This window comes from Baekduia alba (genome assembly GCF_028416635.1).
Classification (GTDB): Bacteria; Actinomycetota; Thermoleophilia; order Solirubrobacterales; family Solirubrobacteraceae; genus Baekduia; species Baekduia alba.
In genome coordinates, this window is sequence record NZ_CP114013.1 from 2,320,465 (window position 1) to 2,345,104 (window position 24,640).

At 73.8% G+C, this 24,640-nt stretch carries 24 protein-coding genes; 16 read left to right on the forward strand and 8 right to left on the reverse strand.

The window, feature by feature from the left end:
* The first annotated feature begins 66 nt into the window (after positions 1-66).
* The 5 genes from DSM104299_RS11625 (at position 67) to DSM104299_RS11645 (ending at position 4,649) form a co-directional block, all read left to right on the forward strand.
* Complete coding sequence (locus tag DSM104299_RS11625; protein ID WP_272477474.1) at positions 67-1,152, forward strand: Re/Si-specific NAD(P)(+) transhydrogenase subunit alpha; 1,086 nt, start codon at positions 67-69, stop codon at positions 1,150-1,152.
* A gap of 2 nt (positions 1,153-1,154) precedes the next feature.
* Complete coding sequence (locus DSM104299_RS11630) at positions 1,155-1,472, forward strand: NAD(P) transhydrogenase subunit alpha part 2 (RefSeq protein WP_272477475.1); 318 nt, start codon at positions 1,155-1,157, stop codon at positions 1,470-1,472.
* Complete coding sequence (locus tag DSM104299_RS11635) at positions 1,469-2,884, forward strand: NAD(P)(+) transhydrogenase (Re/Si-specific) subunit beta (protein WP_272477476.1); 1,416 nt, start codon at positions 1,469-1,471, stop codon at positions 2,882-2,884. The genes DSM104299_RS11630 and DSM104299_RS11635 overlap by 4 nt, the downstream gene beginning before the upstream one ends.
* A 75-nt stretch (positions 2,885-2,959) precedes the next feature.
* Positions 2,960-3,340: a hypothetical protein gene (locus DSM104299_RS11640; RefSeq protein WP_272477477.1), complete on the forward strand. Its 381-nt coding sequence runs from the start codon at positions 2,960-2,962 to the stop codon at positions 3,338-3,340.
* A gap of 163 nt (positions 3,341-3,503) precedes the next feature.
* The gene (locus tag DSM104299_RS11645) at positions 3,504-4,649 is read left to right on the forward strand and encodes an acyltransferase family protein (protein WP_272477478.1); all 1,146 of its coding nucleotides are present in this window, start codon (positions 3,504-3,506) and stop codon (positions 4,647-4,649) included.
* A 113-nt stretch (positions 4,650-4,762) separates the two neighbouring features.
* Here the strand turns inward: DSM104299_RS11645 and DSM104299_RS11650 are convergent, their stop codons facing one another.
* Complete coding sequence (locus DSM104299_RS11650) at positions 4,763-6,238, reverse strand: MFS transporter (protein WP_272477479.1); 1,476 nt, start codon at positions 6,236-6,238, stop codon at positions 4,763-4,765.
* Between the two features lie 121 nt (positions 6,239-6,359).
* Here DSM104299_RS11650 and DSM104299_RS11655 point away from each other — a divergent pair, with 121 nt between their 5' ends.
* On the forward strand, positions 6,360-6,938 hold the full coding sequence (locus DSM104299_RS11655; RefSeq protein ID WP_272477480.1) for a TetR/AcrR family transcriptional regulator: 579 nt from the start codon (positions 6,360-6,362) through the stop codon (positions 6,936-6,938).
* An 8-nt stretch (positions 6,939-6,946) separates the two neighbouring features.
* Here DSM104299_RS11655 and DSM104299_RS11660 read toward each other — a convergent pair whose 3' ends face one another.
* The 6 genes from DSM104299_RS11660 to DSM104299_RS11685 are packed head-to-tail and all read right to left on the reverse strand — an operon-like array spanning position 6,947 to position 11,879.
* Positions 6,947-8,011, reverse strand: a complete 1,065-nt coding sequence (locus tag DSM104299_RS11660; RefSeq protein ID WP_272477481.1) for an SDR family oxidoreductase — start codon at positions 8,009-8,011, stop codon at positions 6,947-6,949.
* Between the two features lie 22 nt (positions 8,012-8,033).
* Positions 8,034-8,717, reverse strand: a complete 684-nt coding sequence (locus tag DSM104299_RS11665; protein ID WP_349294506.1) for a response regulator — start codon at positions 8,715-8,717, stop codon at positions 8,034-8,036.
* The gene (locus DSM104299_RS11670) at positions 8,710-10,074 is read right to left on the reverse strand and encodes an ATP-binding protein (protein ID WP_272477483.1); all 1,365 of its coding nucleotides are present in this window, start codon (positions 10,072-10,074) and stop codon (positions 8,710-8,712) included. Before DSM104299_RS11670 ends, DSM104299_RS11665 begins: the two co-directional genes overlap by 8 nt.
* Before the next feature lie 31 nt (positions 10,075-10,105).
* Positions 10,106-10,288: a hypothetical protein gene (locus tag DSM104299_RS11675; protein ID WP_272477484.1), complete on the reverse strand. Its 183-nt coding sequence runs from the start codon at positions 10,286-10,288 to the stop codon at positions 10,106-10,108.
* Positions 10,285-11,496: a PspC domain-containing protein gene (locus DSM104299_RS11680; RefSeq protein ID WP_272477485.1), complete on the reverse strand. Its 1,212-nt coding sequence runs from the start codon at positions 11,494-11,496 to the stop codon at positions 10,285-10,287. The genes DSM104299_RS11675 and DSM104299_RS11680 overlap by 4 nt, the downstream gene beginning before the upstream one ends.
* Positions 11,497-11,543: 47 nt before the next feature.
* A complete protein-coding gene (locus DSM104299_RS11685; protein ID WP_272477486.1) occupies positions 11,544-11,879 on the reverse strand; it encodes a hypothetical protein in 336 nt (111 codons plus the stop codon).
* Between the two features lie 34 nt (positions 11,880-11,913).
* On the opposite strand from DSM104299_RS11685, the gene DSM104299_RS11690 reads away from it, so the two are divergent.
* The 5 genes from DSM104299_RS11690 (at position 11,914) to DSM104299_RS11710 (ending at position 18,805) form a co-directional block, all read left to right on the forward strand.
* Positions 11,914-13,590 (forward strand): glycerol-3-phosphate dehydrogenase/oxidase, encoded by a 1,677-nt coding sequence (locus tag DSM104299_RS11690; protein WP_272477487.1) that lies wholly within the window; start codon positions 11,914-11,916, stop codon positions 13,588-13,590.
* 114 nt (positions 13,591-13,704) lie between these two features.
* Entirely contained in the window at positions 13,705-15,567 is a 1,863-nt protein-coding gene (locus DSM104299_RS11695; RefSeq protein WP_272477488.1) for a PKD domain-containing protein, read from the forward strand.
* Between the two features lie 117 nt (positions 15,568-15,684).
* The gene (locus tag DSM104299_RS11700; protein ID WP_272477489.1) at positions 15,685-16,329 is read left to right on the forward strand and encodes a dihydrofolate reductase family protein; all 645 of its coding nucleotides are present in this window, start codon (positions 15,685-15,687) and stop codon (positions 16,327-16,329) included.
* Positions 16,326-17,240, forward strand: a complete 915-nt coding sequence (folP, locus tag DSM104299_RS11705; RefSeq protein WP_272477490.1) for a dihydropteroate synthase — start codon at positions 16,326-16,328, stop codon at positions 17,238-17,240. Before DSM104299_RS11700 ends, folP begins: the two co-directional genes overlap by 4 nt.
* A gap of 128 nt (positions 17,241-17,368) precedes the next feature.
* Positions 17,369-18,805, forward strand: coding sequence for a Rho termination factor N-terminal domain-containing protein (locus DSM104299_RS11710; RefSeq protein WP_272477491.1), 1,437 nt, complete (start codon positions 17,369-17,371; stop codon positions 18,803-18,805).
* Positions 18,806-18,830: 25 nt separating this feature from the next.
* Here the strand turns inward: DSM104299_RS11710 and DSM104299_RS11715 are convergent, their stop codons facing one another.
* Complete coding sequence (locus tag DSM104299_RS11715) at positions 18,831-19,295, reverse strand: hypothetical protein (protein WP_272477492.1); 465 nt, start codon at positions 19,293-19,295, stop codon at positions 18,831-18,833.
* A 243-nt stretch (positions 19,296-19,538) separates the two neighbouring features.
* Here DSM104299_RS11715 and DSM104299_RS11720 point away from each other — a divergent pair, with 243 nt between their 5' ends.
* The 5 genes from DSM104299_RS11720 (at position 19,539) to DSM104299_RS11740 (ending at position 24,600) form a co-directional block, all read left to right on the forward strand.
* Positions 19,539-20,285, forward strand: coding sequence for a response regulator transcription factor (locus tag DSM104299_RS11720; RefSeq protein ID WP_272477493.1), 747 nt, complete (start codon positions 19,539-19,541; stop codon positions 20,283-20,285).
* Complete coding sequence (locus DSM104299_RS11725) at positions 20,282-20,962, forward strand: sensor histidine kinase (RefSeq protein WP_272477494.1); 681 nt, start codon at positions 20,282-20,284, stop codon at positions 20,960-20,962. Before DSM104299_RS11720 ends, DSM104299_RS11725 begins: the two co-directional genes overlap by 4 nt.
* Before the next feature lie 55 nt (positions 20,963-21,017).
* Positions 21,018-21,698: a Flp pilus assembly protein CpaB gene (cpaB, locus tag DSM104299_RS11730; protein ID WP_272477495.1), complete on the forward strand. Its 681-nt coding sequence runs from the start codon at positions 21,018-21,020 to the stop codon at positions 21,696-21,698.
* Between the two features lie 212 nt (positions 21,699-21,910).
* Positions 21,911-23,359 (forward strand): IPT/TIG domain-containing protein, encoded by a 1,449-nt coding sequence (locus tag DSM104299_RS11735; RefSeq protein WP_272477496.1) that lies wholly within the window; start codon positions 21,911-21,913, stop codon positions 23,357-23,359.
* Positions 23,360-23,454: 95 nt separating this feature from the next.
* A complete protein-coding gene (locus DSM104299_RS11740; RefSeq protein WP_272477497.1) occupies positions 23,455-24,600 on the forward strand; it encodes an MFS transporter in 1,146 nt (381 codons plus the stop codon).
* Positions 24,601-24,640 lie beyond the last annotated feature (40 nt).

A 24,640-nucleotide genomic window follows, 5' to 3' on the forward strand; every position in this document is an offset into this window, starting at 1 on the left:
GGCATGTGCGATCTGGCGCATGACACCGCGCAGCGAACGCCTGCTCGTATAGGGTCCGCGCCTCTTATGAGGATCGGCGTTCCGAAGGAAACGGCCGAGGGCGAGCGGCGAGTCGCGCTCGTGCCCGAGGTCGTCAAAAAGCTCGTCGGCAAGGGTCACGAGGTCGTCGTGGAAGGCGGCGCGGGTGAGGCCGCGCTCGTTCCGGACGCCCTCTTCGCCGACGCCGGCGCCACGATCGGCGACCCCTGGGGCGCCGAGGTGGTCGTCAAGGTGGCGCCGCCCACGGCCGAGGAGCTGTCGCACCTCGGCGGCGGCAAGACGCTGATCGGGTTCCTCAACCCGCGCGGCAACCCGGATGGGTTGCTGGCGGTGGCCCAGACCGGTGTCACCGCGTTCGCGATGGAGGCGATCCCGCGGATCTCGCGCGCGCAGTCGATGGACGCTTTGTCGTCGCAGTCCAACGTCGCGGGCTACAAGTCCGCGCTGCTGGGCGCCGACCACGCCACGCGCTTCTATCCCATGTTGATGACGGCGGCGGGCACGATCCCGCCGGCCAAGGTGTTGGTGTTGGGGATCGGCGTCGCGGGCCTGCAGGCGCTGGCCACCGCGCGGCGGTTGGGCGCGCAGACGACGGGCTATGACGTGCGTCCGGAGACGGCCGAGCAGGTCGAGTCGCTGGGCGCGAAGTGGCTGGACCTCGGCATCGAGGCCGCCGGCGAGGGCGGTTACGCGCGCGAGCTGACCGAGGAGGAGCGCGCTCAGCAGCAGCAGGCGCTGACCGACGCGATCAAGGGCTTTGACGTCGTCATCACGACCGCGTTGGTTCCGGGCCGGCCCGCGCCGCGCCTGGTCACGGCCGAGGCCGTGGAGGGCATGAAGCCGGGCAGCGTGATCGTCGACCTGGCCGGCGAGACCGGCGGCAACTGCGAGCTGACCGAGCCCGGCCAGACCGTCGTCAAGCACAACGTCACCATCGTCTCGCCGCTGAACCTCGCGGCGACCATGCCCGAGCACGCCAGCGCGCTGTATGCGCGCAACCTGCAGGCGCTCATCGAGCTGCTCGCCGACGACGAGACCGGGGCCTACGCACCGGACTTCGAAGACGAGATCGTCACCGGCGCCTGCGTGATCAAGGACGGGGAGGTCCTGTAGCCATGCTGGTCACCAACCTGGCGATCCTCGTGCTGGCCGGCTTCGTCGGCTATGCGGTGATCTCGAAGGTCCCCAACACGCTGCACACGCCGCTGATGTCGGGCACGAACGCCATTCACGGCATCGTGATCCTCGGCGGCATCCTGATCCTGGTCAACGGCGCGGCGGACGGCTTCCTGAACAAGCTGCTGCTGGTCATCGCCGTGGTGTTCGGAACGATCAACGTCGTCGGCGGCTTCCTGGTCACCGACCGGATGCTCGAGATGTTCAAGCAGAAGCCAAAGGACCTCGTCGAGGCCGACCCGGAGACCAAGGCGTGATCACGGCGAGCTTCATCACCTCCGCGAACTTCCGCGACGTCCTCTACATCGTCTCGTTCAGCCTGTTCATCTATGGGTTGAGCGGGCTGACGGGGCCGAAGACCGCGGTGCGCGGCAACCGCATCGCGGCCGTCGGCATGGCCGTTGCCATCGTCGCGACGCTGCTCGTCCCGGACGTCAACAACATCGTGTTGATCATCCTCGGCGTGGCGATCGGGACCGCGATCGGCGTGCCGGCGGCCCGGCAGGTCAAGATGACCCAGATGCCGCAGATGGTCGCGCTGTTCAACGGCGTGGGCGGCGGCGCGGTCGCGTTGATCGCGTGGGTCGAGTTCCGCGAGACCGGCGGCTTTGCGTTCGTGCCGACCTACGTGGCGATCTTCAGCTGCTTTGCGGCGATCGTCGGGTCCGTTTCGTTCTGGGGCTCGAACATCGCCTTCGCCAAGCTGCAGGAGCTGATCAGCGGCAAGCCGATCAGCCCGTTCGGCTCGGCCCAGACGCTGGTCAACGGCGCGCTGCTGCTGGTCGCCGTCGCGTGCGGCGTGGCGATCGTCGCCGGCTCGCACTCCGAAGGCCTCATCATCGTCCTGCTGATCGCCGCGGCGCTGGTCGGCAACTTCCTCGTGCTGCCGATCGGTGGCGCGGACATGCCGGTGGTCATCTCGACGCTGAACGCGTTCACCGGCCTGAGCGCCGCCGCGACCGGCGTCGCGCTCAACAACACGTCGTTGATCGTCGCGGGCATGATCGTCGGCGCCTCGGGCACGCTGCTCACGCAGCAGATGGCCATCGCGATGAACCGCACGATCACCTCGGTGCTGCTCGGCGGCTTCGGCGGCGAGGTCACCGCGGTGGCCGGCCCCGGCGACGGCTCGGGCGGGACGGTGCGCTCGACGAGCGCCGCGGACGTCGCGATCCAGATGGCCTATGCGCGCCTGGTCGTGGTCGTCCCCGGCTACGGCATGGCGGTGTCCCAGGCCCAGCACGCCGTCCGCGAGATGGCCAAGCTGCTGGAGGCCAAGGGCGTTGAGGTCAAGTACGCCATCCACCCGGTCGCCGGTCGCATGCCCGGGCACATGAACGTGCTGCTGGCCGAGGCCGACGTGCCCTACGACCAGCTCAAGGAGATGGACGACATCAACGGCGAGTTCGGCCGCACCGACGTCTCCCTGGTCATCGGCGCCAACGACGTGACCAACCCCGACGCGCGCAACAAGCCCGACAGCCCGATCTACGGCATGCCGATCCTCAACGTCGACGAGTCGGCCAGCGTCATCGTCCTGAAGCGCTCCATGAGCTCCGGGTACGCGGGCATCGACAACCCGCTGTTCGTCAACCCCAAGACGAGCATGCTGTTCGGCGACGCCAAGGGCTCGGTCGCCGACATCTCCGAAGAGCTGAAGATCCTGTAGGCCGCTGCCGGTCCGGCGCCGTCGTGGCGCCGGACCCCTTCCGGTCCGCGCGGCTTGGGGGTAGCCTCAACGGTTGTGAGCGCGCTGCCGCTCGAGATCAAGGCCGTCGTCGCCATCGCGCTGGTCCTCTCGGTCGCCCGGGCCTTCCTGGGGGTGCCCGCTCGGCGCGCCCACGACCGGCTCGCGCGCACGCTCGTCGGCCTCTCGATCTGCCTCTACGTTCTCGCGGGCGAGGCGCTGCTGGAAAACCAGGACGGCATGGCCGCCGCGTTCGTCATCTGCGGCGTCGAAGCGCTGTGCCTCGCCGCGTGGGTCGCGCGCCGCCGCGACGACGATGACGGCTGGGACGACGACGGTGGCGGCGGAGGCGACGGGCCCGACGACGACGGCCCGATCGACTGGGACGCGTTCGACCGCGCCCGCGACGGCTGGCGCCCGCGCGAGCCGGTCGCCTAGAAGGGGCATTCCGCGGGTCCGCTGCGGCCGCTCGACGGCCTCGTGGAGTAACCCATCCAGCACAGCGGCGGGGAGGGCGCGGCAGCGCGTCCACGTCGCTCACGAGGCCACGGCGTCGTGACCGGACTCCGGGATCGGCGCGTCGCGGCCGATCACCCAGACGATGAGCACTCCGAGCGCCCGCGGCGGGGATCGGCTCGCCGCGCTGGACGGTCTGCGCGGCGTCGCGGCGACGATCGTGCTCGTCTACCACGTGGTGCTCGCCAGCGTGGCCGTCCTCGGGACGGCGACCGCGGCCGGCGCGCAGCCGGCGGGCGCCGCGTGGCGTGCCGTCAGCGCCACCCCGCTCGCGATCGCCTGGGCCGGGCCGGAGCTCGTGACCGTCTTCTTCGTGCTCAGCGCGTTCGTCCTGACGCGCGCCGCGCTGCGCGCCGGACCGGCGTGGCGCGCGGCGCCGTACTACGCCGGTCGGCTGCTGCGCCTCTACGTCCCGGTGTGGGCCGCGGTCGCCTTCGCCACGCTGCTCGCGCTGCTCGTCGCGCGGCCGGCGGGGGCGAGCGCGGGCAACCTGTGGCTCGAGCCCTTCGGGCACGCCGTGACCGGCGCGGGGATCCTCGAGAGCCTGACGCTGTCGAGCCCGAACCCCGCGGTCGCGATCGACGCCGCCCTGTGGTCGCTGCACTGGGAGGTGCTGTTCTCGCTCGCGATGCCGCTGGTCGTGCTCGCCGCGCCCGTGCTCGCACGGCGCTGGTGGCTGCTGGCCGCCGGCGCGGTGATCGTGGTCGGCGCGGCGTCGATGCCCGGGGCCGTCACGTTCCTGGCCCCGTTCGCGATCGGCGTCGTGCTCGCGCTGCGCGAGGACGACCTCCTGGCCGCCGCCGGCCGGCGCGCCACCGCGCTGCTGGCGCCGGCGGCGATCGTCCTGCTCACCGCCGACCGCTGGGTCCCGGGCGCGACGCACGACGCGGGCCGCGGCGGCGCGCTCGTCCTGGTCGGCGCCGCCCTCGCCGTGCTCGCGCCGCTGCTGCACGCGCCCACCGCCGGGCTGCTGACCCGCCGTGCGCCGCAGTGGCTGGGCCGGCGCTCGTTCAGCCTCTACCTGATCCACGGGCCGATCGTGGTCACGCTCGCCTTCGCGCTGGACGGCCCGTCGTTCTGGGTGCTGCTCCCGGTCGCGACGACCGCGTCGCTCATCGCCGCCGCGCTGCTGTATCGCGTCGTGGAGCGGCCGGCGCAGGGCCTCGCCCGGGCCGCGGCCGCGAAGGTCGCCGCCCGGCGCCGCGGGCGCCTGGCGCCCCAGCCGGTGTAGGAGAAGAGGACGGCGAGGGCGGCGCCACCACGCGCCGCCCCCGCCAAGGCGCGACCCAACTCGGCAGAGGGTCGCGCAGCTTGGTGCGCCCGTCGCCGGGCGCGAAGCCTTTGCTACGCCGGGATCGGCGCGGGTTGCGCGTCGCTGCGGTGAGCTTCCTCGACCTGCTCGCGGCTGTCGCGCGAGGAGATCAGGACCGCCGCAAGAACCGCCGCCAGGGCCGCGAAGCACGCGCCGACGAGGAACGCGGTCTGGAAGCCCTCGGTCAGCGCGACGAGCGGCCCCTTGCCGCCCTTGGCGACGCTCTCGGTCTGGCTGTTGGCGATCGACGACAGGATCGCCAGGCCCAGCGCGCCGCCGACCTGCTGCGACGTGTTGATGAGCCCGGACGCCAGCCCGGCCTCGTCGGGCTTGGTTCCCATCACCGCGCCGATGGTCACCGACACGAACGCGAGGCCGAGACCGATCGCCGCCAGCAGCGACGGGAACAGCACGTCGCCGAGGTAGGTCCCGCCGGGCGCCGACACCCGCGAGAACCACAGCAGGCCGCCGGTCACGAAGAGCAGGCCCAGGATCAGCGTCGGCTTGAAGCCGAGCTTGGTCACGAGCTGCGACGCGACACCGGCCGAGATGATGATGAACACCGCCAGCGGCAGGTACGCGAGGCCGGTCTTCAGCGCGCTGTAGCCCAGCACCTGCTGGAGGTAGAGCGAGATGAAGAAGAACATCGCGAACAGCGACATGCCGATCAGCAGGCCGACGACGTTCGCGCCGCGCAGCGAGCGCAGGCGGAAGATCGAGAAGGGGACCAGCGGCTGGCGCGAGCGCGACTCGATGGCCACGAACGCCGCGAGCAGCGCGAGCGAGACGGCGCCGAGGCCGAGCGTCTGCGTCGAGGTCCAGCCGGCGTTGTTGGCGTCGACCAGCGCGTAGACGCCGAGCGCGAGGCCGGAGGTCACCGTGACCGCGCCGGCGACGTCGAAGTGGCGCGTGGCCTCCGTGTCCCGGCTCTCGGCGAGCAGGCGCGGCGCGATGAACGCGGCGGCCAGGCCGATCGGGACGTTGACGAAGAGGACCCACTCCCAGCCGGCCCACTCGGTCAGCATGCCGCCGAGCAGGACGCCAGCCGCGCCGCCCGAGCCGGCGACCGCGCCCCAGACGCCCAGCGCCTTGTTGCGCTCGGCGCCTTCCTTGAAGGTGGTGGTGACGATCGACAGCGCGGCGGGGGAGACCAGCGCGGCGCCGAGGCCCTGGACGGCGCGGGCGATGATCAGCCACCCTTCGCTCTGCGCGAAGCCGCCGGCCAGCGAGGCCAGCGAGAACAGGATCAGGCCGGCGATGAACAGCCGCCGGCGCCCCAGGAGGTCCGCCAGGCGCCCGCCGAGCAGCAGGAAGCCGCCGAAGACCAACGTGTAGGCGTTGACCACCCAGGACAGGTTGTCCTGCGAGAAGTCGAGGTCCTTGCCGATCGACGGCAGGGCGACGTTGACGATCGAGGCGTCCAGCACGACGACGAACTGCGCCGTCGCGAGCAGGGCGAGGGCAAGCCACTTGTTGTCGCGCTTGGACTGGGGAGGGGAGGATGACACGGGGAGCGATCCTTTCGGGATCGTGTCGAGAGCAGGCAGAGAGGGGAGAGCTCTGCTGGTTGACGCACAATATGGAGAAGTGGTTCCGGTTGTCAAGCCACGGCGCTAGAGTCCGGACACGATGAGCTCGACGGAGCCCAAGCCGCTCAGAGCCGACGCGCGCCGCAACCGCGAGCGCATCGTCGACGCGGCGCGCGAGCTCTTCGCCGAGTGCGGCCACGGCACGCAGATGGACGACGTCGCGCGCCGCGCGCAGGTCGGCGTCGGGACGGTCTACCGCCACTTCCCGACCAAGGCGGCGCTGATCGGCGAGCTGCTGGCGACGAAGTTCCGCCACCACGCCGACATCGCCAGGCGCCACGCCGACACCGAGGACGGCTGGGCCGCCTTCGAGGGCTTCCTGCGCGAGGCGTTCTGCTCGATCGCGCAGGACGCCACGCTGCAGCAGCGCGTGACGTGGGTCGACGACTCCGACATCCTGGCGCTCGCCGAGGCCGAGCGGCACGTCCTCATCGAGGTGGTCGGCGAGCTGATGGCCCGCGCCCACGAGGAGGGCGCGCTGCGCGCGGACTTCACGGTGGCCGACATCCCGGCCGTCATGTGCTCGGTCGGGGCGGTGTTCGCCGCGCAGGGGCGGATGCCGATCCGCGCCGACCGCTTCGTCGAGCTGATCATCGACGGGCTGCGCGCGCCCGCCTAGCTCCTGAGCTACTTCTCGTGCGCGGGGCGGTATGCGTCGTCGTGCTCGTGCGCCTTGAAGAAGGCCACCATGTTGTCGACGTACTCCGGGAAGCGCGGACAGCGTAGGCCGTTGCGGCCGAGCACCTCGCCCGCCTGGGTCGTGTCGAACGACACCGGGTGGTTGAGGTAGATGATCGACTGGCGCGGCGTCCCGCCGAAGAGCTTGCGCACCGGCCGCAGACGCAGCGAGCGGTCGACCATGCCGGGCGACAACGGGATCTTCGGCTCGCTGCCCTTGTAGGCGACCGCGAGCAGCCGGGTCAGCTCGGCCGAGGAGACCGGGTCGGGGTCGACGAGGTGCAGCGTGTGGCCCACGGCCTCCGGGTCGCGCGCGCCCGCCGAGATCGCGTCCACGACGAAGTCGACGGGCACGACGTTGAACGCCGCGTCGCCGCGGCCGATCTGCAGCAGCGCGCCGAACGGGCTGTTCATCGAGCGCAGCAGGTAGTACGGGCCGTCGAACTTCTGCGTCTCGCCGGTCTGCGAGTCGCCGACCACGATCGCCGGGCGGTAGATCGTCGTCGGGACGTCGTCCATCGCCGCGCGCACGATCACCTCGGCCGCGAACTTGGTGGACTCGTAGAAGTTCTTGAAGGCCTGGCCCTGGGCCAGGTCGTCCTCCATCACCAGCCCGGACCGCTGGCCGGCGACGTAGGCGGTCGAGATGTAGTGGTGGCGCTCCAGCTGGGTCGCGCGGCGGCAGAAGTCGACGACGTGCTGGGTGCCCGCGACGTTGACGCGCTCGGCCAGCTCGGCGCCGACGGCGAGGTCGTAGACGGCGGCCAGGTGGAAGACGCGCACGACCTCGCCGGCCAGGCGGTCGTAGGTGCTCGCGTCGAGGCCGAGGGTCGGGTCGGTGATGTCGCCGGGCTGGACGTCGACGCCGTCGGGCGCGAGCTCCCGCGCGCGGGCGACCATCCGCGGCTCCACCAGGGCGACGATCCGCGCCTCGTCGTCATCGGCCAGCAGGCGCGGGACGAGCCGCCCCGCGAGGAAGCCGGGAAAGCCGGTCAGGAGGTAGGTCCGGGGCATGGGCTCGCTGGAACTTAGCCGTTCAATCGACGAGGCGTCGCTCGGCGGCCCAGCGGCTGAGCTCGTGGCGGGTCGAGAGCTGGAGCTTGCGCAGGACCGCGCTGACGTGGGCCTCGACGGTCTTGACCGAGATCCCGAGGCGCTGGGCGATCTCCTTGTAGAGGTAGCCGCGGGCGATGTGGCGCAGGACCTCGCGCTCGCGCGGCGTGAGCTGGTCGAGGTCGGCGTCGGCGTTCGGCGCGATCGGCCCGCCCGCGCCGGCCGCTGGGCCGGAGGCGAACGCGTCGAGGACGAACCCCGCCAGGCGGGGCGAGAAGACGGCGTCGTCGTCCTGCACGCGCCGGACCGCGTCGGCCAGCTCGACCGGCGAGATCGTCTTGGTCACGTAGCCCCGCGCACCCGCGCGGATGACCGCGATGACGTCCTCGGGATCGTCGGAGACCGAGAGCGCCAGGCACTTGGCGGCCGGCGCCTCGAGCGCCAGGCGCCTGAGGATCTCGACGCCGCCGCCGCCCGGCAGGTGGACGTCGAGCAGCACCACGTCGGGCGCGCGCGCGACGATCTCGCGCACCGCGGCGTCGACGTCGCCGGCCTCGCCGACGATCTCGACCAGCCCGTCGAGCTCCGAGCGGACGCCCGCGCGGAACAGCGCGTGATCATCCACCAGCACAACGGTCGGCAGGTCTACATCTTGCGATTCAGTCATCCAGGACCAGCTCCACTTCCGTGCCCGTTCCGGGCGTGCTGTGCACGGCGCCGCGGCCGCCGTGCCGGGCCATGCGGCCCACGATCGACTCCGTGACGCCGCGCCGGTCGTCGCCGACCGCGGCGACGTCGAACCCGCGGCCGCGGTCGCGGACGAAGACCTCGGTGCGGCCGTCGGCGACCTCCATGAACAGCGCGATCGGCTCGTCGCTGGCCGAGTGCCGGACCGCGTTGGCCAGCGCCTCGCGCGCCGCGGCGACGAGCGCGCGATGGCGGTCGTCGAGGTCGCGGTCGCCGACCGTGACGACCTCGACCGCGACGCCGTGGGCCTCCTCGACCTCGGCGGCGGCGGCGCGCAGCGCGTCGGCCAGCCGCTCGTCGGGGCGGGCCTCGGGCGCGCCGGACAGCCACGTGCGCAGCTCGCGCTCCTGGCGGCGGGCGAGCGTCGCGACCGCGCGCGGGTCGTCGGCGCGCTTCTGGACGAGCGCGAGCGTCTGCAGGACCGAGTCGTGCAGGTGCGCGGCCACCTCGGCCCGCTCCTGGGAGCGGATGCGCTCGGCGCGCTCGTCGTTGATGTTGCGGACCAGGCGCAGCCAGAACGGCGCGAGCACGAGGCCGAGGCCGAGCGCGACGACGACGAACGCGAGCACGAGGTCGCGCGCGCCGCTCAGCGCGCCGTTGGCCTGGAGGAAGAGCAGGCCGGCGCCGACCACGAGCGCGATGCCGAAGCCGCCCTGGTAGACGGAGCGCAGGCGCGCCGGGAGGTCGTGGCCGAGCGGCGGGTGCTCGGGCGCGGGGTCGCTCGCGATCGGCGTCTCGGCGGCGGGCGCCGTGGGCGTCGCGTCGACCGGCGCGGCGCTTGCCCGCGGCGTCCGGGGCGTCGGCTCCGGCGCCGAGCGCTTGGCCATCGTCTGGCGCCAGAGCATCGCCAGGCCCGCGGCCGCGAGCACGAACGGCCAGACGATCGCGTCGCTCCACCACAAGCCCAGCTCGCGGACGATGAGCAGGCCGCCGAGCGTGAGGCAGCCCACGCCGGCCGCGATCTGCAGCGCACCGGGCCGCGCGCGCAGGCGGGCGGCCGCGGCCGGGCCGCCGTCGCTGGTCGGCAGCAGCAGCCAGCCGGCGATGTAGGCGGGCAGCCCGATCCCGGAGACGACCGTGACGACCAGCCAGATGACGCGCACCACGGTCTTGTCGACGCCCAGCCACCGCGCGATGCCGGACGAGACGCCGGCGATCAGCTTGGCGTCGAGGTCGCGCTGCAGCGGCGGGCGGCGCCGCGCCGCGCCCACGCCGCGACCGCCCGGCCTGGGAGGTCCGAGCGGTGCGTGGTCGCGCTGGGTGGCGACGTCGCTCACGGCGCCATGATCGCGCGTGCCGGCGCCGCCATCACGCGCCATCGCGTTTGGCCAGGCCGCCGACGAGCAGAACGAGCCCGACGACGCAGAGGACGAGCGGGGCCAGGGAGCCGAAGTCGAGGCTCAGCTGGCCGGCTTGGTCGAGCAGCAGCACGGTGCCGAGGAGCGCGATCGCCAGGCCGGAGATCAGGGTTGCCAGGTCCGGTCGTCTCACGCCCGCTCCCCGGCGCAGCCGGCGTCGGCGAGCGCGTTGGAGATCTCGTCCGGACCGTGGTGGTGCTCGTCCCAGTGGCCGGAGTCGCGCTCGTGGCGGACCTCGAGCGCGCCGATGCCCATGTCGGCGTCGAGCACGAGCCGGCGGCCGGAGGCGCGCGCGACCGTCCCGCTCTGCTCGTCGACGTCGGCGCCGCCGTTCTCCTCGCCGAGGAGCCCGACGTAGCCGAGGCCGGCGTGCGTGTCGGCCTGCACGCAGACGTCCTGGGGCACCAGGACCAGCGCGTGGCCGGTGCCGACGTCGACCTTCAGGTGCACGGGCGTCTCGCGCGGCCACTGCATGCCGCGCAGGTCGACGACCAGCTCGCCGACGCCCAGCTCGTAGCCGCCGGGCTTGAGGTCGGCGATCGTGGCGGGCGAGTAGCTGCGGCTGCCGACGCCGTGGTCGACGTCGATGCCCGCGGCGACGACCACGCCGGACGGGATCGCGAGCGCCAGCGCCGGGAGGACGAGCCAGCGCGCGCGGCGGCCTTGGCCGTCGTGGAAGGCGAGCGCGACCATCCCGAGGCCGAGCGCGATGACGACGCCGGCGATCGCGCTGCCACCACCGGCCGCGGTTGCCACGGCGCCGCCGGCGCCGAGGACCAGGAGGGCGATCCCGATGCCGCAGATGATCAGCGCGGCGCCGGCGATCCGGGCGGCCGCGGGCCGGTCCTCGCCGCGCGTGGCGAGCAGGCGCTGGCCGGCGAACGCGAGGATCGCCACGATCAGGATGGTGGGGGCGAGCGCGCCGAACGCCCAGCCGAAGCCGAAGCCCCAGTGGCCGTCGAGCAGGGCGACGCCCGCGAGGACGATGACCGCCGCGCCGACGATCGTCGAGACGCGGCCGGGCTTGCCGTCGACGGGATGGCCGGTGCCGTCGTCCTCCGGGACGAGCAACAGCGCCGCGACGTAGGCGATCACCGACACGCCGCCGACGAACACGAGGGCGACGGCCGCGATCCGGACGATCAGCGCGTCGATGTTGAAGTAGCGGGCCAGGCCGCCGCAGACGCCGCCGAGGACGCGGTCGTCGCGGGAGCGCAGGAGGCGGCGCGTGGGCTGGGGACCGGGCTGCGGCGCCGCGGTCGTCGCGTCGGGCTGCGGCGCCTGCGTGGTCGGCTGCTCGCCGGGGTCGTGCTCGGGGGAAGAGGGGGTCTCGTCGGGCATACGACCAAGATCGCGTCACCGCGCCGCGCGCACCATTCGGGATGACCCTAGAGCGGGTCGGGGATGTCCCCGAGGGGGCCGAGCTCGGCCCGCAGCGCCGCGTCCGGCCGCCCGGCCTCCAGGAAGCCGAGGATCCGCTCGTCGTGCTGGACCTCGAAGCGCGCCCGCAGCCGCGCCGAGAGCGCCGCGACGGCGGCCAGGAGCGTGATCCCGTCTTCGAGCTCCCGCGCGCGCACGTAGGTCCCGACGGTCCGATCCTCGCCCCCTTGCGCGTCATCGAAGAACCCCGCGTGCGGCACGCCGCGCGCGAGCCCGCGCAGCGCGTCGGCGTGGTGGTCTGTGGCGCCGTCGGCGACGAACAGGACGAGGTACGGATCCGGCATGCCAGACCGACGGTACTGCGAGACTGCCCCGCAGATGATCGCTCGCGCCGACGCCGTGTCCGCCCTCGCCGCCGAGCCGTTCGACGTCGTCGTCGTCGGCGGCGGGATCACCGGGGCGGGCGTGGCCCTGGACGCGGCGACGCGCGGCTTCAGCGTCGCGCTCGTCGAGCGCCACGACTACGCGTCGGGCACCTCGTCGCGCTCGAGCAAGCTCGTCCACGGCGGGCTGCGCTACCTCCAGAACTTCGACCTCGGCCTGGTCCGAGAGGCGCTGATCGAACGCCAGATCATGGTCGGGTTGGCCCCACACCTGGTCAAGCCGCTGCCGCTGATCGTGCCCGCGTTCGACGGCGCGCGCCCCGATCGCATGATGGGCATGGGCCTGAACCTCTACGACGTCATGTCGGTGGACAAGCTCCGGTCGCCGCTGCGGCGCCGCAGGGCGGAGGACGACCCGGCCGCGTCGACCACCTCGTGGTCGCCGGACCGCCACCGCGTCATCGATGCCGGCGAGGTCGCCGAGGGCCTGCCGGCGCTCGCGGCGCGCGAGCCCACGTCCGGCTACCTCTTCTACGACTGCCAGACCGACGACAGCCGGCTGGTCCTCACGGTCCTGGGCGAGGCCGAGCGCTTCGGCGCGGTGTGCGCCAACGGCCTGCTCGTCACCGAGCTGGTCGAGGAGGGCGGGCGCGCGCGGGGCGTCCGGGTGACCGACGACGCGAGCGGCGAGACCTTCGTCGTCCGCGCCGCCAACGTCGTCAACGCGACGGGTGTCTGGGCCGACCGCCTGCGGCCCGAGGAGCTGCACGACGAGGCCGAGGTCCCGGTCATCCGCCCGTCGCGCGGCACGCACGTGACGTTCCGCCGCGAGGATCTGCCGCTCAACGTCGGCGCGATCGTCCCGGCCGGCGGCGGGCGCTTCATCTTCGCGCTGCCGTGGCTCGGCGGCTCGCTCGTCGGGACGACCGACACCGACTACGACGCGACCGACCTCGACCACGTCAAGCCGGCCGACGAGGACCTCGAGTACCTGCTCGACGCCGTCAACGAGTTCTTCGCCACCGAGCTGACCGCGTCCGACATGACCGGCGCCTACGCGGGCGTGCGGCCGCTGATCAGCTCGGCCGACGCCGGCAAGTCGGTGGACATCTCGCGCAAGGCCGAGCTGTACGAGACGTCGTCGGGGATGGTCACGATCACCGGCGGCAAGCTCACGACGTGGCGGCGGATGGCGAAGATGGCCGTGGACCGGCTGGTCGAGCGCGAGGCGCGCGACGCGCCGTGCCGGACCCACGAGATCCCGCTGGGCCAGGCGATTGAGGCCGACGAGCTGCCGCGCGTCGAGGGCGTCCGCGACGCGGCCTACGCGCCGCTGGCCGCCCGCTACGGCCACGCGGCGCACGACGTCCTCGCGATCGCCGCCGAGCGCGGCGAGCACGCCCAGCCCGTCGTCGAAGGCCAGCCGGACCTGCTGGCCGAGGTCGTCCACGCGGCACGGCGCGAGCAGGCGCGCACCGTCGGCGACGCGCTGCTGCGCCGCACGCGCCTCGGCCTGGTCGCGGCGCGCTCGGTCGCCGCGCCCGACGGGGCCGCCGCACGGCGCGTGGCGGCGGCGATGGCGCCGGAGCTCGGGTGGGACGAGCGCGCCGTGCAGCGCGCCGCGGACGCGTTCGCCGAGGAGGCCCGCGCGGAGGGGATCGTCCCCGGATGAAGGCTTGCGAGACGACGACCGTCGGGCGCGCACCGTAACTTCCACGGTCGCCGCGGTTTCCCCGACACAGCCGTCGCACCGTCTCAACCCCTCCGAGGAGCAGCTCCGCAGCCCATGCGCCGCCGCCTGGCCTTCATCGTCACGACCATCGCCGTCCTCGGCGTAATCGGTCCCACCCACCCCGCGCACGCCGCCTTCTTCAAGGCCGACGCGATCGACGGTCCCAGCGCCGACATCCGCTCGGTCGGCGACGTCGACCTCGCGCGCGACGGCACCGGCGCCCTGGCCTACGTCAAGCGGGACGCCGGCGTCGACCACATCTTCGTCTCGCGGATCGTCGGTGGCGCCTGGCAGGCGCCCGAGCGCGTGGACGCCGGGATCGACGCGGCGTCGTCGCAGCCCGTCGTCGCCGCCTCCGACGGCGGGCGCCTCGCGGTCGCCTTCGTCAGCGGCGGCTCGGTGTTCGTGACCGTGCGCCAGTCCGGAGCGCCGAGCTGGAACGGCTCCCAGCTGCTCGCGCAGGGCGGCTCGGACCCGTCGATCGACATGTCGTTCAACGGCGCGGCGTACGCGACGTTCACGGTCAACGGCGACGTCCTCGGGGCCCGGATGGACCGGACGGCGGTCACCTTCACGGGCCTGACCGGCGCGCTGGACGCTCAGCAGCCGCAGACCGCGGGCGTCGGCACCGGCCGCTCGCGCGTCGCGATCTCGGCCGACGGCACCGGCGTCGCCGTGTGGGGCGAGGCCGGGCACGTGTACGCCCGCCGCATCTTCAACGCCAGCCCGTCGACCGCGGTGCTCGACCTCAACGTCCCCGACATCGAGGGCCATCCGGGCGGAACCGCCGACGCGCCGAGCGTCGACATCGAGGACGACTCGTCGTTCGCGTGGGTCGCGTTCCGCGAGCAGTTCGACAACGGCGCCAACAGCCGCGCGATCGGCGTCCGGCTGCGCGGCTCGCGCACCGACCCGCCGGTCGCCTTCGACGGGCAGGGCTGGGGCGGTCCGGCCGCCGAGCAGCCGGCGATCGACCTCAACGGCAAGGGCCAGGGCGTCGCGACGGTCGGCGTCAGCAACGGCTCGGCGCTGTCGTCGATCCTCAAGGACGACGTCGTCAACGGGGCGCGCGCGCTCGGCGGCTCCGGGACGCCGACGGAGCCGGTCGGCGCGGTGGCGGAGACCACGGATCGCGCGGTCGGCTGGTACAACGCCGGCGACCAGAGCATCCAGGGCGTGTTCTACGACGACAAGGCGTCGACGCGGATCGTCCCGGGGCCGGGTCCGATCGCGCCCCTGAGCAACCCGGACTTCGGCGCGGTCGACCCCAAGGCCGGCTTCGACGTCGCGGGCGACCGCACGGGCGACTTCGCGTTCGCGTTCCTGCAGGCCAGCGGCGAGGCGCGCCGCATCGTGGTCGCCAGCTACGACCGCCTGCCCGGCGCGTTCCAGATCAGCACGAGCTCCAGGCTCTGGCGCAACGTCGTCAAGACGCCGCTGGCCTGGGGGACCGCGCTGGAGCTGTGGGGGCCCTTGACCTACACGATCCTCGTGGACGGCCAGCAGGTCGCCCAGACGCAGGCGACGAAGGCGACGCTGCCGGCCGGCGCGCTGTCGGAGGGCCTGCACAACTGGCGCGTCGTGGCGACCGACAAGCGCGGGCAGAGCGTGACGACCACGGTCAAGCCGCTGAAGGTCGACACCGTCAACCCGACCGTCTCCTTCTCGGTCAAGCGCAAGAAGCGCGTGGCGACCGTGACCGCCAAGGGCGCCGACGTGGTCCCGCCGAGCGGCAACGCCGCCGGCATCAAGTACCTGCGGATCGACTGGGGCGACGGCAGCGGCTTCGAGCAGGCCACGAAGGCGTCGCACACCTACGCCCGCACCGGCGCGTTCACGATCCGCGTCAGCGCGACGGACAAGGCCGGGAACATCGCGGTCGCGCAGCGCGAGATCCACATCGGCGGCAAGAAGTAGGAGCCGGTCCTGGGCGACGAGCTGCGGCGGCTGAGCGACGGCGGGGCGCGGACGGTCCGCGACCTCGTCGCCTCGCTGGGGCTGGACGCGGTCGTCGCCGGCGGCGGGCGCCCGCGCGTGGTCGCCGACATGGTGGCCTCGGTGGACGGGCGGGCCGCGGTCGACGGGCGCTCGGTCGCGCTCGGCAACGCGGCCGACCGGGCCCTGCTGCGCGAGCTGCGCACGGCGGCCGACGCGATCCTGGTCGGGACCTCGACGCTGCGGGCCGAGCGCTACGCGACGCTGCTCGACGACGACCAGCGCGCGCGGCGCGTGGCGACCGGGCGCCCGGCGCATCCGGTGGTCGCGACGGTCTCGCGGCGCCTGGAGCTGCCGGTCGACGAGGCGCCGGTCTTCGGCGAGGCGGGCGTCCCGATCGTGGCGTTCACGGAGTCGGCCGCGGCGGCGCCGGACGTGGGCGCCGACCTGGAGGTCGTGCGCTGCGCTCCCGGGTCGCTGACGTTGTTGGGGGTGTTGTACGCGCTGGCGGCGCGCGGCGTGCGCGGCGTGCTGTGCGAGGGCGGGCCGTCGCTGCTGGGCCGGCTGATCGCCGAGGGTGGGCTCGACGACCTGCTGGTGACGGTCGCGCCGCTGGTCGTCGGCGGCGACGGGCCGACGATGCTGTCGGGCGCCGCGCTGACGCCGGACCCGCCGCGGCTCGCGCTGCGCGAGGTCCACCGCGCCGACGACCACCTGTTCCTGCATTACGGTCTGGCGCAGTGACCGCCGCCTCCGCCCGCCGCCTCACGCTCCGCGACCGCAGGTTCGACCTGCGCGCCGGGCGCCCGCTGGTCATGGGCATCGTCAACGCCAACCCGGACTCGTTCAGCGACGCGGTGCGCACGTCGACGCTCGACGCCCAGGTCGCGCTCGCCGTCCGGCTGGTCGAGGAGGGCGCGGACCTCGTCGACGTCGGCGGCGAGTCGGGCGTCACCTACACCGACGTCACGGCGGCGGAGGTGGAGCGCGATCGGGTCGTGCCGCTGGTGGCGCGCCTGGTCGCGGAAGGGATCGTCGTCTCGGTCGACACGTGGAAGCCGCTGGTGGCCGACGCGGCGCTGGACGCGGGCGCGCACGTGCTCAACGACGTGTCGGGGCTGCGCGACGTCGGCCTTGCTCGCGCGGCCGCCCGGACCGGCGCGTCGCTGGTCGTGATGCACACGCGCGCGGCGCCCAAGCAGGAGCACTTCGCCGACTACGACGGAGATGTTGTCGGCGATGTCGAGGCGTTCGTGCGCGAGCGCTGCGCGGCCGCCGTGGCCGCGGGCGTCGCCGCGGACCGGCTGATCGTCGATCCCGGTCCGGACTTCGCCAAGTCGCCGGCCGAGAGCGTCGCGACCCTGCGCGCGATCGACCGGCTGGGCGCGCTCGGCCATCCGTGGCTCGCCGCGGTCTCGCGCAAGTACTTCCTGGCGGCGATCACCGGCCGGCCGCCGGCGCAGCGGCTGGCGGGGACGCTGGCGGCGGTGGGCTTCGCGGCCGACCGCGGCGCGGCGATCGTCCGCGTCCACGACGTGGCCGAGGCGGTGGACTACCTCGCGGTGCGCGAGGTGCTGCACGGCGGCGCGGAGGTCGGGGCGTTCGACGCCGACGACGACGCGCTGAAGTGGATCCGCGCGACGCCCTCGTCCTGACCAACTCGTGCAGGCGCCGGTCATGCGACCGGCGACTCCGCTACGGTCCGCGGCACTGGAGAGTCGCCGTCTCGCTGCATGGCAACGCGAGGCGGACGCCCACCGACACCTAGAACTAGGAGGACCACATGTCCGTCATCACCCGTTCCGCGCTGGAGGCCAGCCCGCTGGCCGACCTGCACGCCATCGCGTCCGAGCTCGGCATCGACGGCTTCCGCCGTCTGCGCAAGGCCGACCTGGTGGACAAGATCATCGCCCAGCAGGGTGGGGAGGACGCGGTCGCCGAGGCCGCCGCCTCGGACGACGCGGCCGTCGAGGAGAAGCCCAAGCGCCGCTCGCGCAGTGGCCGTGGCACGCGCACCCGCCGCAAGGACGCAGACGAGGACGGCAGCACCGACGAGGACGCCGGCGACGACGCCGTCGCGACCGACGACGACGTCGTCGCCACCGAGGACGCCGTCGTCGAGGAGGCCATCGAGGAGGAGGAGGCCGCCGAGGCCGAGGTCGAGGAGGAGATCGCGGCCGAGAAGCCGCGGCGCCGTTCGCGCGGCGGCCGGGGCCGGTCGCGCGACCGCGATCGCGACGAGGACCGCGACGACGACCGCGACCGCGACCGCAACGGCGACCGCAACGGCGACCGTGACCGCGACGAGGACCGCGAGGACCGCGTCATCGAGGGCACCGTCGAGCTGCTGCCCAACGGCTCCGGCTTCGTCCGCCTCACCCCGCCGGACCCGTCCGACGACGACGTGTACGTGTCGGCCGCGCAGGTCCGCCGCTGTGAGCTCGTCAACGGTGACAAGGTCGGCGGGCCGGTGCGCGAGCCGCGCCGCTCCGAGCGCTACCCGTCGCTGATCCGCATCGACACCATCAACGCTCGCCCGGCCGACGAGGTCGCCGAGGGCACGCACTTCGACGACCTGCCGTGCGCGCTGCCGACCGAGCGCCTGGCGCTCGGCTCAGAGGACGCGACGCTCAAGGCGATCGAGTGGCTGACGCCGATCGGCAAGGGCTCGCGCGTGACGATCGTCGGCGAGGCCCACGCGGGCAAGTCGGAGGCCTTGAAGCGGCTGGCCGGCGCGCTGAAGGGCGTCGAGGGCCTGGAGGTCCACGTCGTCCTCGCCGCGGTCCGCCCGGAGGAGTGCGCCGAGTGGCGCTCCGGCGAGATCGAGCCGGTCGCCGCGCTGTCGCTCGGCGCGTCGCCCGACGCCGCCGGCCAGGCGGTCGAGCGCGCGATCGACACCGCCAAGCGCATCACGGCGCGCGGTGGCGACGTCGTCGTCCTGGTCGACGGCCTCGACGGGCTGGCGCCGCACGCGGCCCGACGCGCGCTGGCCGCGGCGCGCAACATCGTCGACGGCGGGTCGCTGACGATCGTCGCCACGGCGTCGGCCCCGGTCGGCGGCGAGACGACGATCATCGCGCTGGACCGCACGCTGACCCGCACGGGCCGCTTCCCGGCGCTGGACCTCGTCGCGTCCGGCACGCTGCGCCCGGAGCTGCTGGTCGGCGACGCCGGCGCGGACGCCATCGCGCAGGCGCGCGGCCAGGCGCTGGGGGCGTAAGGAGGGACGACCGCGTGCCGCGCGCTCAGCGCGGCACGTAGGCGACCCGGCCCCAGGAGGGCTCGGGCGCGAGCTCGACGGGCTCGCCGTCGCGGTCGGGCTGCACGTACATGAACGAGGAGGACTCGGCGTCGAACTCGACGTCGAGCTCGCCCTCCTTCACGCGCTGGTCGAGCCAGGCGGAGCGGAAGACGAGGCGGCGCAGCCAGTGCACGAGCGAGCGGTCCGACGGACCGACGAGCTCGGGCCAGCAGTCGTTGACGTGCTCGCCCAGCGCGGACGCCGGCTCCTGGATCTCGCCGTTGACGCTCAGCGTCACGAGGTCCTCGAGCTCGGGGTCGTCCAGGCGGCCGGAGACGAAGCCGAGCTTGTTCGCGGCCTGCTCGCAGCGCTCGCGGAAGTCGCGCTCGTTGAAGGTGAACCGGAGTTCGCCGTATTCGAGGACGAAGTCCTCTCCGCTGTCGTAGTTGCCTCGGCGTGCGTCGTTCATGGGGCGTGTCGGTCAAGTCGCGCCGAGGTGGACGGCGGCTCCCGAAGTCGTCGGCATCGTATGCCCGATCCCTTCGCTTCCGCAGGTCATGGGATGGATCTTGCAGTCCGTCCGGTCCCGGCACATGCGGAGTGCCGGTCCGATCTGCGGCTCGCCGTGGGGTGGAGGTTCGCTGTGTCGAGCCGCGAACCTTTCGCCGCGTCGAGGGGGGCGAGTTCTTGCGTGCCGTGACCTAAGGAGGGCATGACCCAAGACACGCCCGCCACCATCCTCGTCGCCGAGGACGACGCGACGACGCGGACGTTCCTCGCCGACGAGCTCACGGCCGACGGATCCGAGCTGCTCGTCGTCGAGACGGCGTCCGACGCGCTGCGCCTGCTGGAGACGAAGTTCCCGGACCTGGCCATCCTCGACGTCGGCCTCGGCGACGGCTCCGGGCTGGACGTGGTGCGCACGGTGCGCGCCGCCGACGGCCTCGGCTCGCGCATCGACCCCGACGTGCCGCTGCTGGTGCTGAGCGGCCGCTGCGGGGAGACCGACCGGGTCCGTGCCTTCGACGCGGGCGCGGACGACTTCGTCGCCAAGCCGTTCTCCTACGGCGAGCTGCGCGGCCGCGTCCGCGCGCTCCTGCGGCGCTCGGACCATCGCCGGCGCACGGCGCGGGTCCGCGTCGGCTCGCTGGAGATCGATCCGGCCGCGCGCTCGGTGTGGGTGGGCGAGCGCCGCGTGCCGTTGACGGCGACGGAGTTCGCGCTGCTGCGCGTCTTGGCGGCGTCGCCGACGACCGTCTGCACGAAGGCCGACCTGCTGAAGGCGGTCTGGGGCTATCAGGGGCGGTCGTCGACGCGGACGCTGGACAGCCACGTCTGCCGCCTGCGCAAGAAGCTGCGCGCCTACGACGCGGAGCTGATCCTCAACACGTGGGGGGTCGGCTATCGCCTGGTCGACGATCCGCGGTCGGCGACGGGCGCGCGGGAGCTGGCGGCGTGAGCGTGCCGCTGGTCGTCGCGGCGCTCGCGCTGGCCTTCGTGGCCGTTGCGTGGCTCTGGCGGGGACGGCGCACGCTCCGGGAGCGCGCGGCGCGCGTCGCGCACGAGGTCCGGCAGCCGCTCACCGCCGCGCAGCTGGCGCTTCACGGCGCGGCGCGGCGCGGCGAGGTCGGTCCGACGCTGGTCGCCGCCCTCGAGCTCGAGCTCCGCCGGGCCGCGTTGGCCCTGGAGGACCCGGCCACGGCGCGACCCGCGGACGTCGACCTGCACGGGCTGCTCGACTGCCAGGTCCGCACGTGGCAGGACGTCGCCGCCGCGCACGGAGCGTCGCTGCGCCTCGAGCCGGGTCCCGGCACGGTCGTCGTCCACGCCGACGCGTTGCGCCTCGCCCAGGCGACGAGCAACGTCGTCGCCAACGCGATCGAGCACGGCGGCGGCACGATCGTCATCCGGACCCGGCACCTCACCGACGACCGCGTCCGCGTCGAGGTCGCCGACGGCGGCCCGGGCCTTCCGGCGTCGGTCGCCGAGCTGACCCGCCGCCCGCGTGCCGGCCGCGGCACCCGCGGCCGCGGCCTCGCGATCGCCGGGACCGTCCTCGCCCACTGCGGCGGCCGCGTCACGCCGCTTCCGGCGGGCGTGGCGATCGAGCTGCCGTCGCGCGGGAGCGCGTCGTGAGCCGCGCGGGTCGCGCCGCGTCGCCGTCGGCCACGTCGCGGCGGGGAGGCGCGCGATGACCCGCCGGCGCCGCGCCGCGGTCCTGCTCGGCCTCGCCGCGCTGCTCGGCGGGCTCGCGGCGTCCGACGTCGCCGGCCGCGAGGCCGCCCTGCGGCGCGCGGTCGGGCCGACGGTCCCGGTCGTCGTCGCCCGCGCGCGCATCCCGGCCGGCACCCGCCTCGACGCGCGGCGCCTCGCCGTCCGCCTGGTGCCCGCCCGCTACGCGCCGCAGCAGGCCTACGACACGCCGCGCGCCCTCGCCGGCGCCCGCGCGGCCAGCGACCTCCAGCCCGGCGAGGACGTCACGCCCGCCGCCATCGACGACGGCGCCGCCGCCCTCGGCGCGCCCGTCCGGCCGGGCGAGCGCGTGGCGGAGCTCGTCGCCGACGGCTCGCCCGCGCTCATCCGCCCGGGCTCGCGCGTCGACGTCCTCGTCACCCGCGAGCGCGGAGACGGCAGCGGCACGACGTCGGTCGCGCTGGAGGACGCCGAGGTCCTCGCCGCGCACGCCGCGTCGCGCGACACCGACGACCCCTCGACCACCCGTGTCGCGGTCTCGCTGCGCACCACCGCCCGCCAGGCCGTCTTCCTCGCCGCGGCCCAGTCCTTCGCGCGCGGGCTGCGGCTCCTGCCGCGCGCGGCCGGCGACCGCCGCCACGGCATCGCCGGCACCACGATCGGCTCCGATCTCCGGTGAGCAACCCAAAGCTGGCCGCTCGCACGTCCCCACGCGGACGTCCCGGCGGCCTCGGCCACCCGTCCATCACGGGGTCCCCACCTCAAGCGTGCTCCGGGACGACCGATACCCCAGGCCGAGGCCAACTCATGCTGCGAATCCTTCGTTCCCTTTCTCTCGCCCTCGCGGTCGCCCTTCTGGCGGCGCCCGCGGCTGCCAATGCCGCGCCGGCCGTGAAGAAGGCCGCCAGCGCCGCGAAGTCGCAGTCGACTTCGTCGAAGAAGAAGACGGCGGCGGTCTATCCGACGGTCGCGTCGATCTCGCCCCGCAAGATCGCGATCGGTCAGAAGCTGACGATCAAGGGCACGCACTTCCGCGCCGGCAAGGGCAAGAGCAGCGTCGCGTTCTACAAGAGCGGCAAGGCCGTGATCTTCGTACCGGCGGACTCGGCGACGACGAGCAAGCTCGTCGTGACCGTCCCGGCCAAGGTTGCCAGCCTGCTGGCCCAGAAGGACGGCTCCGCCGCGCCCACGCTCCTGCGCCTGCGCGTCATCGGCGCGAAGATGGGTCGCGCCTGGACCCAGAACAGCCGCTCGCCGATCGTGTCGCCGCTTCCGCCGGCGCCGAGCGTCCAGGGCGCCGCGCCACTGACGCAGCAGCAGGTCGCCGCGCAGCAGTACCTGACCTGCCAGCAGACCGCCGCCGCCAACCCCGCGGGCGACCAGGACGCGGACGGCATCACCAACGGCACCGAGCTCGCCAACCGGCTCGACGCGTGCAACGCCGACACGGACGGCGACACGCTGACCGACGGCTACGAGTTCTGGTCTGCGATCGACCTCAACGGCTACGCGCTCCCGTACCCGGGCAAGCGTCCCTGGCCGAACCCGCTCGACCCGACCGACATCAACTACGACTTCGATGGCGACGGCCTGCAGCTGTGGCAGGAGTTCGCGCTCTGGAAGACGAGCAACTCCGGCTTCCCGCTGACGCAGTACAGCGACGGCAACCAGAACACCGGCGGCACGCAGCCGGTCATCACGCAGGCCCAGCGCTACCTCGACCTCGACAAGGACGGCAACCTCACCGACGACGAGCGGGACTTCGACGGCGACGGCCTGTCCAACATGACCGAGTACAACAACCGCGGCACGCAGGACTGGTGGCGAGCGATCGCCTGGTACGAGCAGCCGAACGGCGACGGGACGAACCACAGCTACGTGGAGCCGTGGTACTACCTGCGCGCGTTCTCGGATCTCGACCCCACCGACCCCGACTCCGACGGTGACCGCGTCCTCGACGGCGCCGACGACCAGGACAACGACGGGTGGTCGAACTTCGCGGAGATGCAGCTGTCGCGTGCCGAGGTCGGCTACCGCGTGCATCCGTTCAACCCGTGCCTGCCGGATCCTCACTCCCGCGTCTGCTCCCGGTGGCTGCCGCTGAGCGGAGCGGCGTGGGCGCCGTTCGACGTGGTCCGCACGGACCCGGTCACCCACGCCCCCATCTACAGCGCGATGCCGGGCGACGCGATCCCGTTCGGCTGGCCGCAGGTGACCTATGCGACCTGGCTCGGCGCCGGTGCGCCCGACCAGTACACGGGCTCCGTGTTCGGGCCGTGGGATCCGACGCCGTGGTTCACGGAGGCGTGGGACGGCACGACCGGCCCGCAGGGCGCGTAGCCACCACGCAACAGCACTGATCGGCAAACGGCCGGGCGGATCCTCCGCCCGGCCGTCGTCGTTGTTGGTGGCCTCGGTAGGTTCGCAGGACCGCCGTGCGTCGCCTGCTCACCGTTCTCTGCGCGATCGTCTTCGTCGACACCACGTTCTACGCGGTGGTCGCGCCGCTGCTGCCGCACTACTCCGACGACCTCGGGCTCTCCAAGGCGTCGGCCGGGATCCTGTTCGCGGCCTACCCCGCCGGGACGCTCGTGGCGGCGGTGCCCAGCGGGCTGCTCGCGGCCCGGATCGGGCCGCGGCGGACGGTGATCTTCGGGCTGGCGCTGCTGGGCGTGTCGAGCGTCGCGTTCGCGCTGGCCGAGAGCGTCGTCGTGCTCGACGCCGCGCGTGTCGTGCAGGGCGTGGCCGGCGCGTGCTCGTGGGCGGGCTCGCTGTCGTGGCTGGTGGGCGAGGCGCCGCCGGAGCGGCGCGGCGAGCTGATCGGGACCGTCTTCGGCGCGGCGATCGGCGGGTCGCTGCTGGGGCCGGTGCTCGGCGGGGCGGCGGGAGCGCTCGGGACGGCGCCCGTCTTCGGCGCGCTGGCGGCGGTCGCGCTCGCCCTCGCGGTCGTGGCGGCGCGCACGCCGGGCGGCGCACGGGGCGACGCTGGCGGCGCGACGCTGCGCCGGACCGTCGCGTCGGATCGCGTGCGGCTCGGGATGTGGCTGGTCGTCATGCCCGGCCTCGGCTTCGGCGTCATCGACGTGCTGGTGCCGCTGCGCCTCGACGACCTCGGCGCCGGCCAGGTCGCGATCTCTGCGGCGTTCCTGGTCGCGGCGGTCGGCGAGGGGCTGCTGAGTCCGGTCGTCGGGCGCGTCGCCGACCGGCATGGGCCGCTGCGCCCGATCCGGTTCGGGCTGGTCGCGTCGGCCGTCGTGGTGGTCCTGATCCCCGTGCCCACGGCGGTGGTGCCGTGTGCGTTGTTGATGGTCTTGGCCACGGCGGCGTTCGGGACGTTCTGGGCCCCGTCGATGTCGCTGCTGTCCGAGAGCGCGGAGGCGGTCGGCGCGCACCAGGGGCTGGCGTTCGGCCTGGTGAACCTCGCCTGGGCGGTCGGGATGGTCGGCGGCGCGGCGGGCGGCGGCGCGCTGGCGAAGGCGACCTCGGACGCGGTGCCCTACGCGGTGCTGGCGGTCATCTGCGTGGGCACGCTGGTGGGGCTGGCGCGCCGGAGGACCGCCGCGTCGATGTCCGCACGCTGACATCTGGGGGGAGAGTCCTGGCGGCTCGCGACCTAGGAGC

Coding starts and splice junctions, on each gene's coding strand:
- DSM104299_RS11665 (WP_349294506.1), bottom strand. CDS start 8,717: ATGACTGAATCGCAAGATGTAGACCTGCCGACCGTTGTGCTGGTGGAT.
- DSM104299_RS11680 (WP_272477485.1), bottom strand. CDS start 11,496: ATGCCCGACGAGACCCCCTCTTCCCCCGAGCACGACCCCGGCGAGCAG.
- DSM104299_RS11660 (WP_272477481.1), bottom strand. CDS start 8,011: ATGCCCCGGACCTACCTCCTGACCGGCTTTCCCGGCTTCCTCGCGGGG.
- DSM104299_RS11630 (WP_272477475.1), top strand. CDS start 1,155: ATGCTGGTCACCAACCTGGCGATCCTCGTGCTGGCCGGCTTCGTCGGC.
- cpaB (WP_272477495.1), top strand. CDS start 21,018: ATGACCCGCCGGCGCCGCGCCGCGGTCCTGCTCGGCCTCGCCGCGCTG.
- DSM104299_RS11655 (WP_272477480.1), top strand. CDS start 6,360: ATGAGCTCGACGGAGCCCAAGCCGCTCAGAGCCGACGCGCGCCGCAAC.
- DSM104299_RS11710 (WP_272477491.1), top strand. CDS start 17,369: ATGTCCGTCATCACCCGTTCCGCGCTGGAGGCCAGCCCGCTGGCCGAC.
- DSM104299_RS11715 (WP_272477492.1), bottom strand. CDS start 19,295: ATGAACGACGCACGCCGAGGCAACTACGACAGCGGAGAGGACTTCGTC.
- DSM104299_RS11720 (WP_272477493.1), top strand. CDS start 19,539: ATGACCCAAGACACGCCCGCCACCATCCTCGTCGCCGAGGACGACGCG.
- DSM104299_RS11625 (WP_272477474.1), top strand. CDS start 67: ATGAGGATCGGCGTTCCGAAGGAAACGGCCGAGGGCGAGCGGCGAGTC.
- DSM104299_RS11695 (WP_272477488.1), top strand. CDS start 13,705: ATGCGCCGCCGCCTGGCCTTCATCGTCACGACCATCGCCGTCCTCGGC.
- DSM104299_RS11690 (WP_272477487.1), top strand. CDS start 11,914: ATGATCGCTCGCGCCGACGCCGTGTCCGCCCTCGCCGCCGAGCCGTTC.
- DSM104299_RS11685 (WP_272477486.1), bottom strand. CDS start 11,879: ATGCCGGATCCGTACCTCGTCCTGTTCGTCGCCGACGGCGCCACAGAC.
- DSM104299_RS11645 (WP_272477478.1), top strand. CDS start 3,504: ATGAGCACTCCGAGCGCCCGCGGCGGGGATCGGCTCGCCGCGCTGGAC.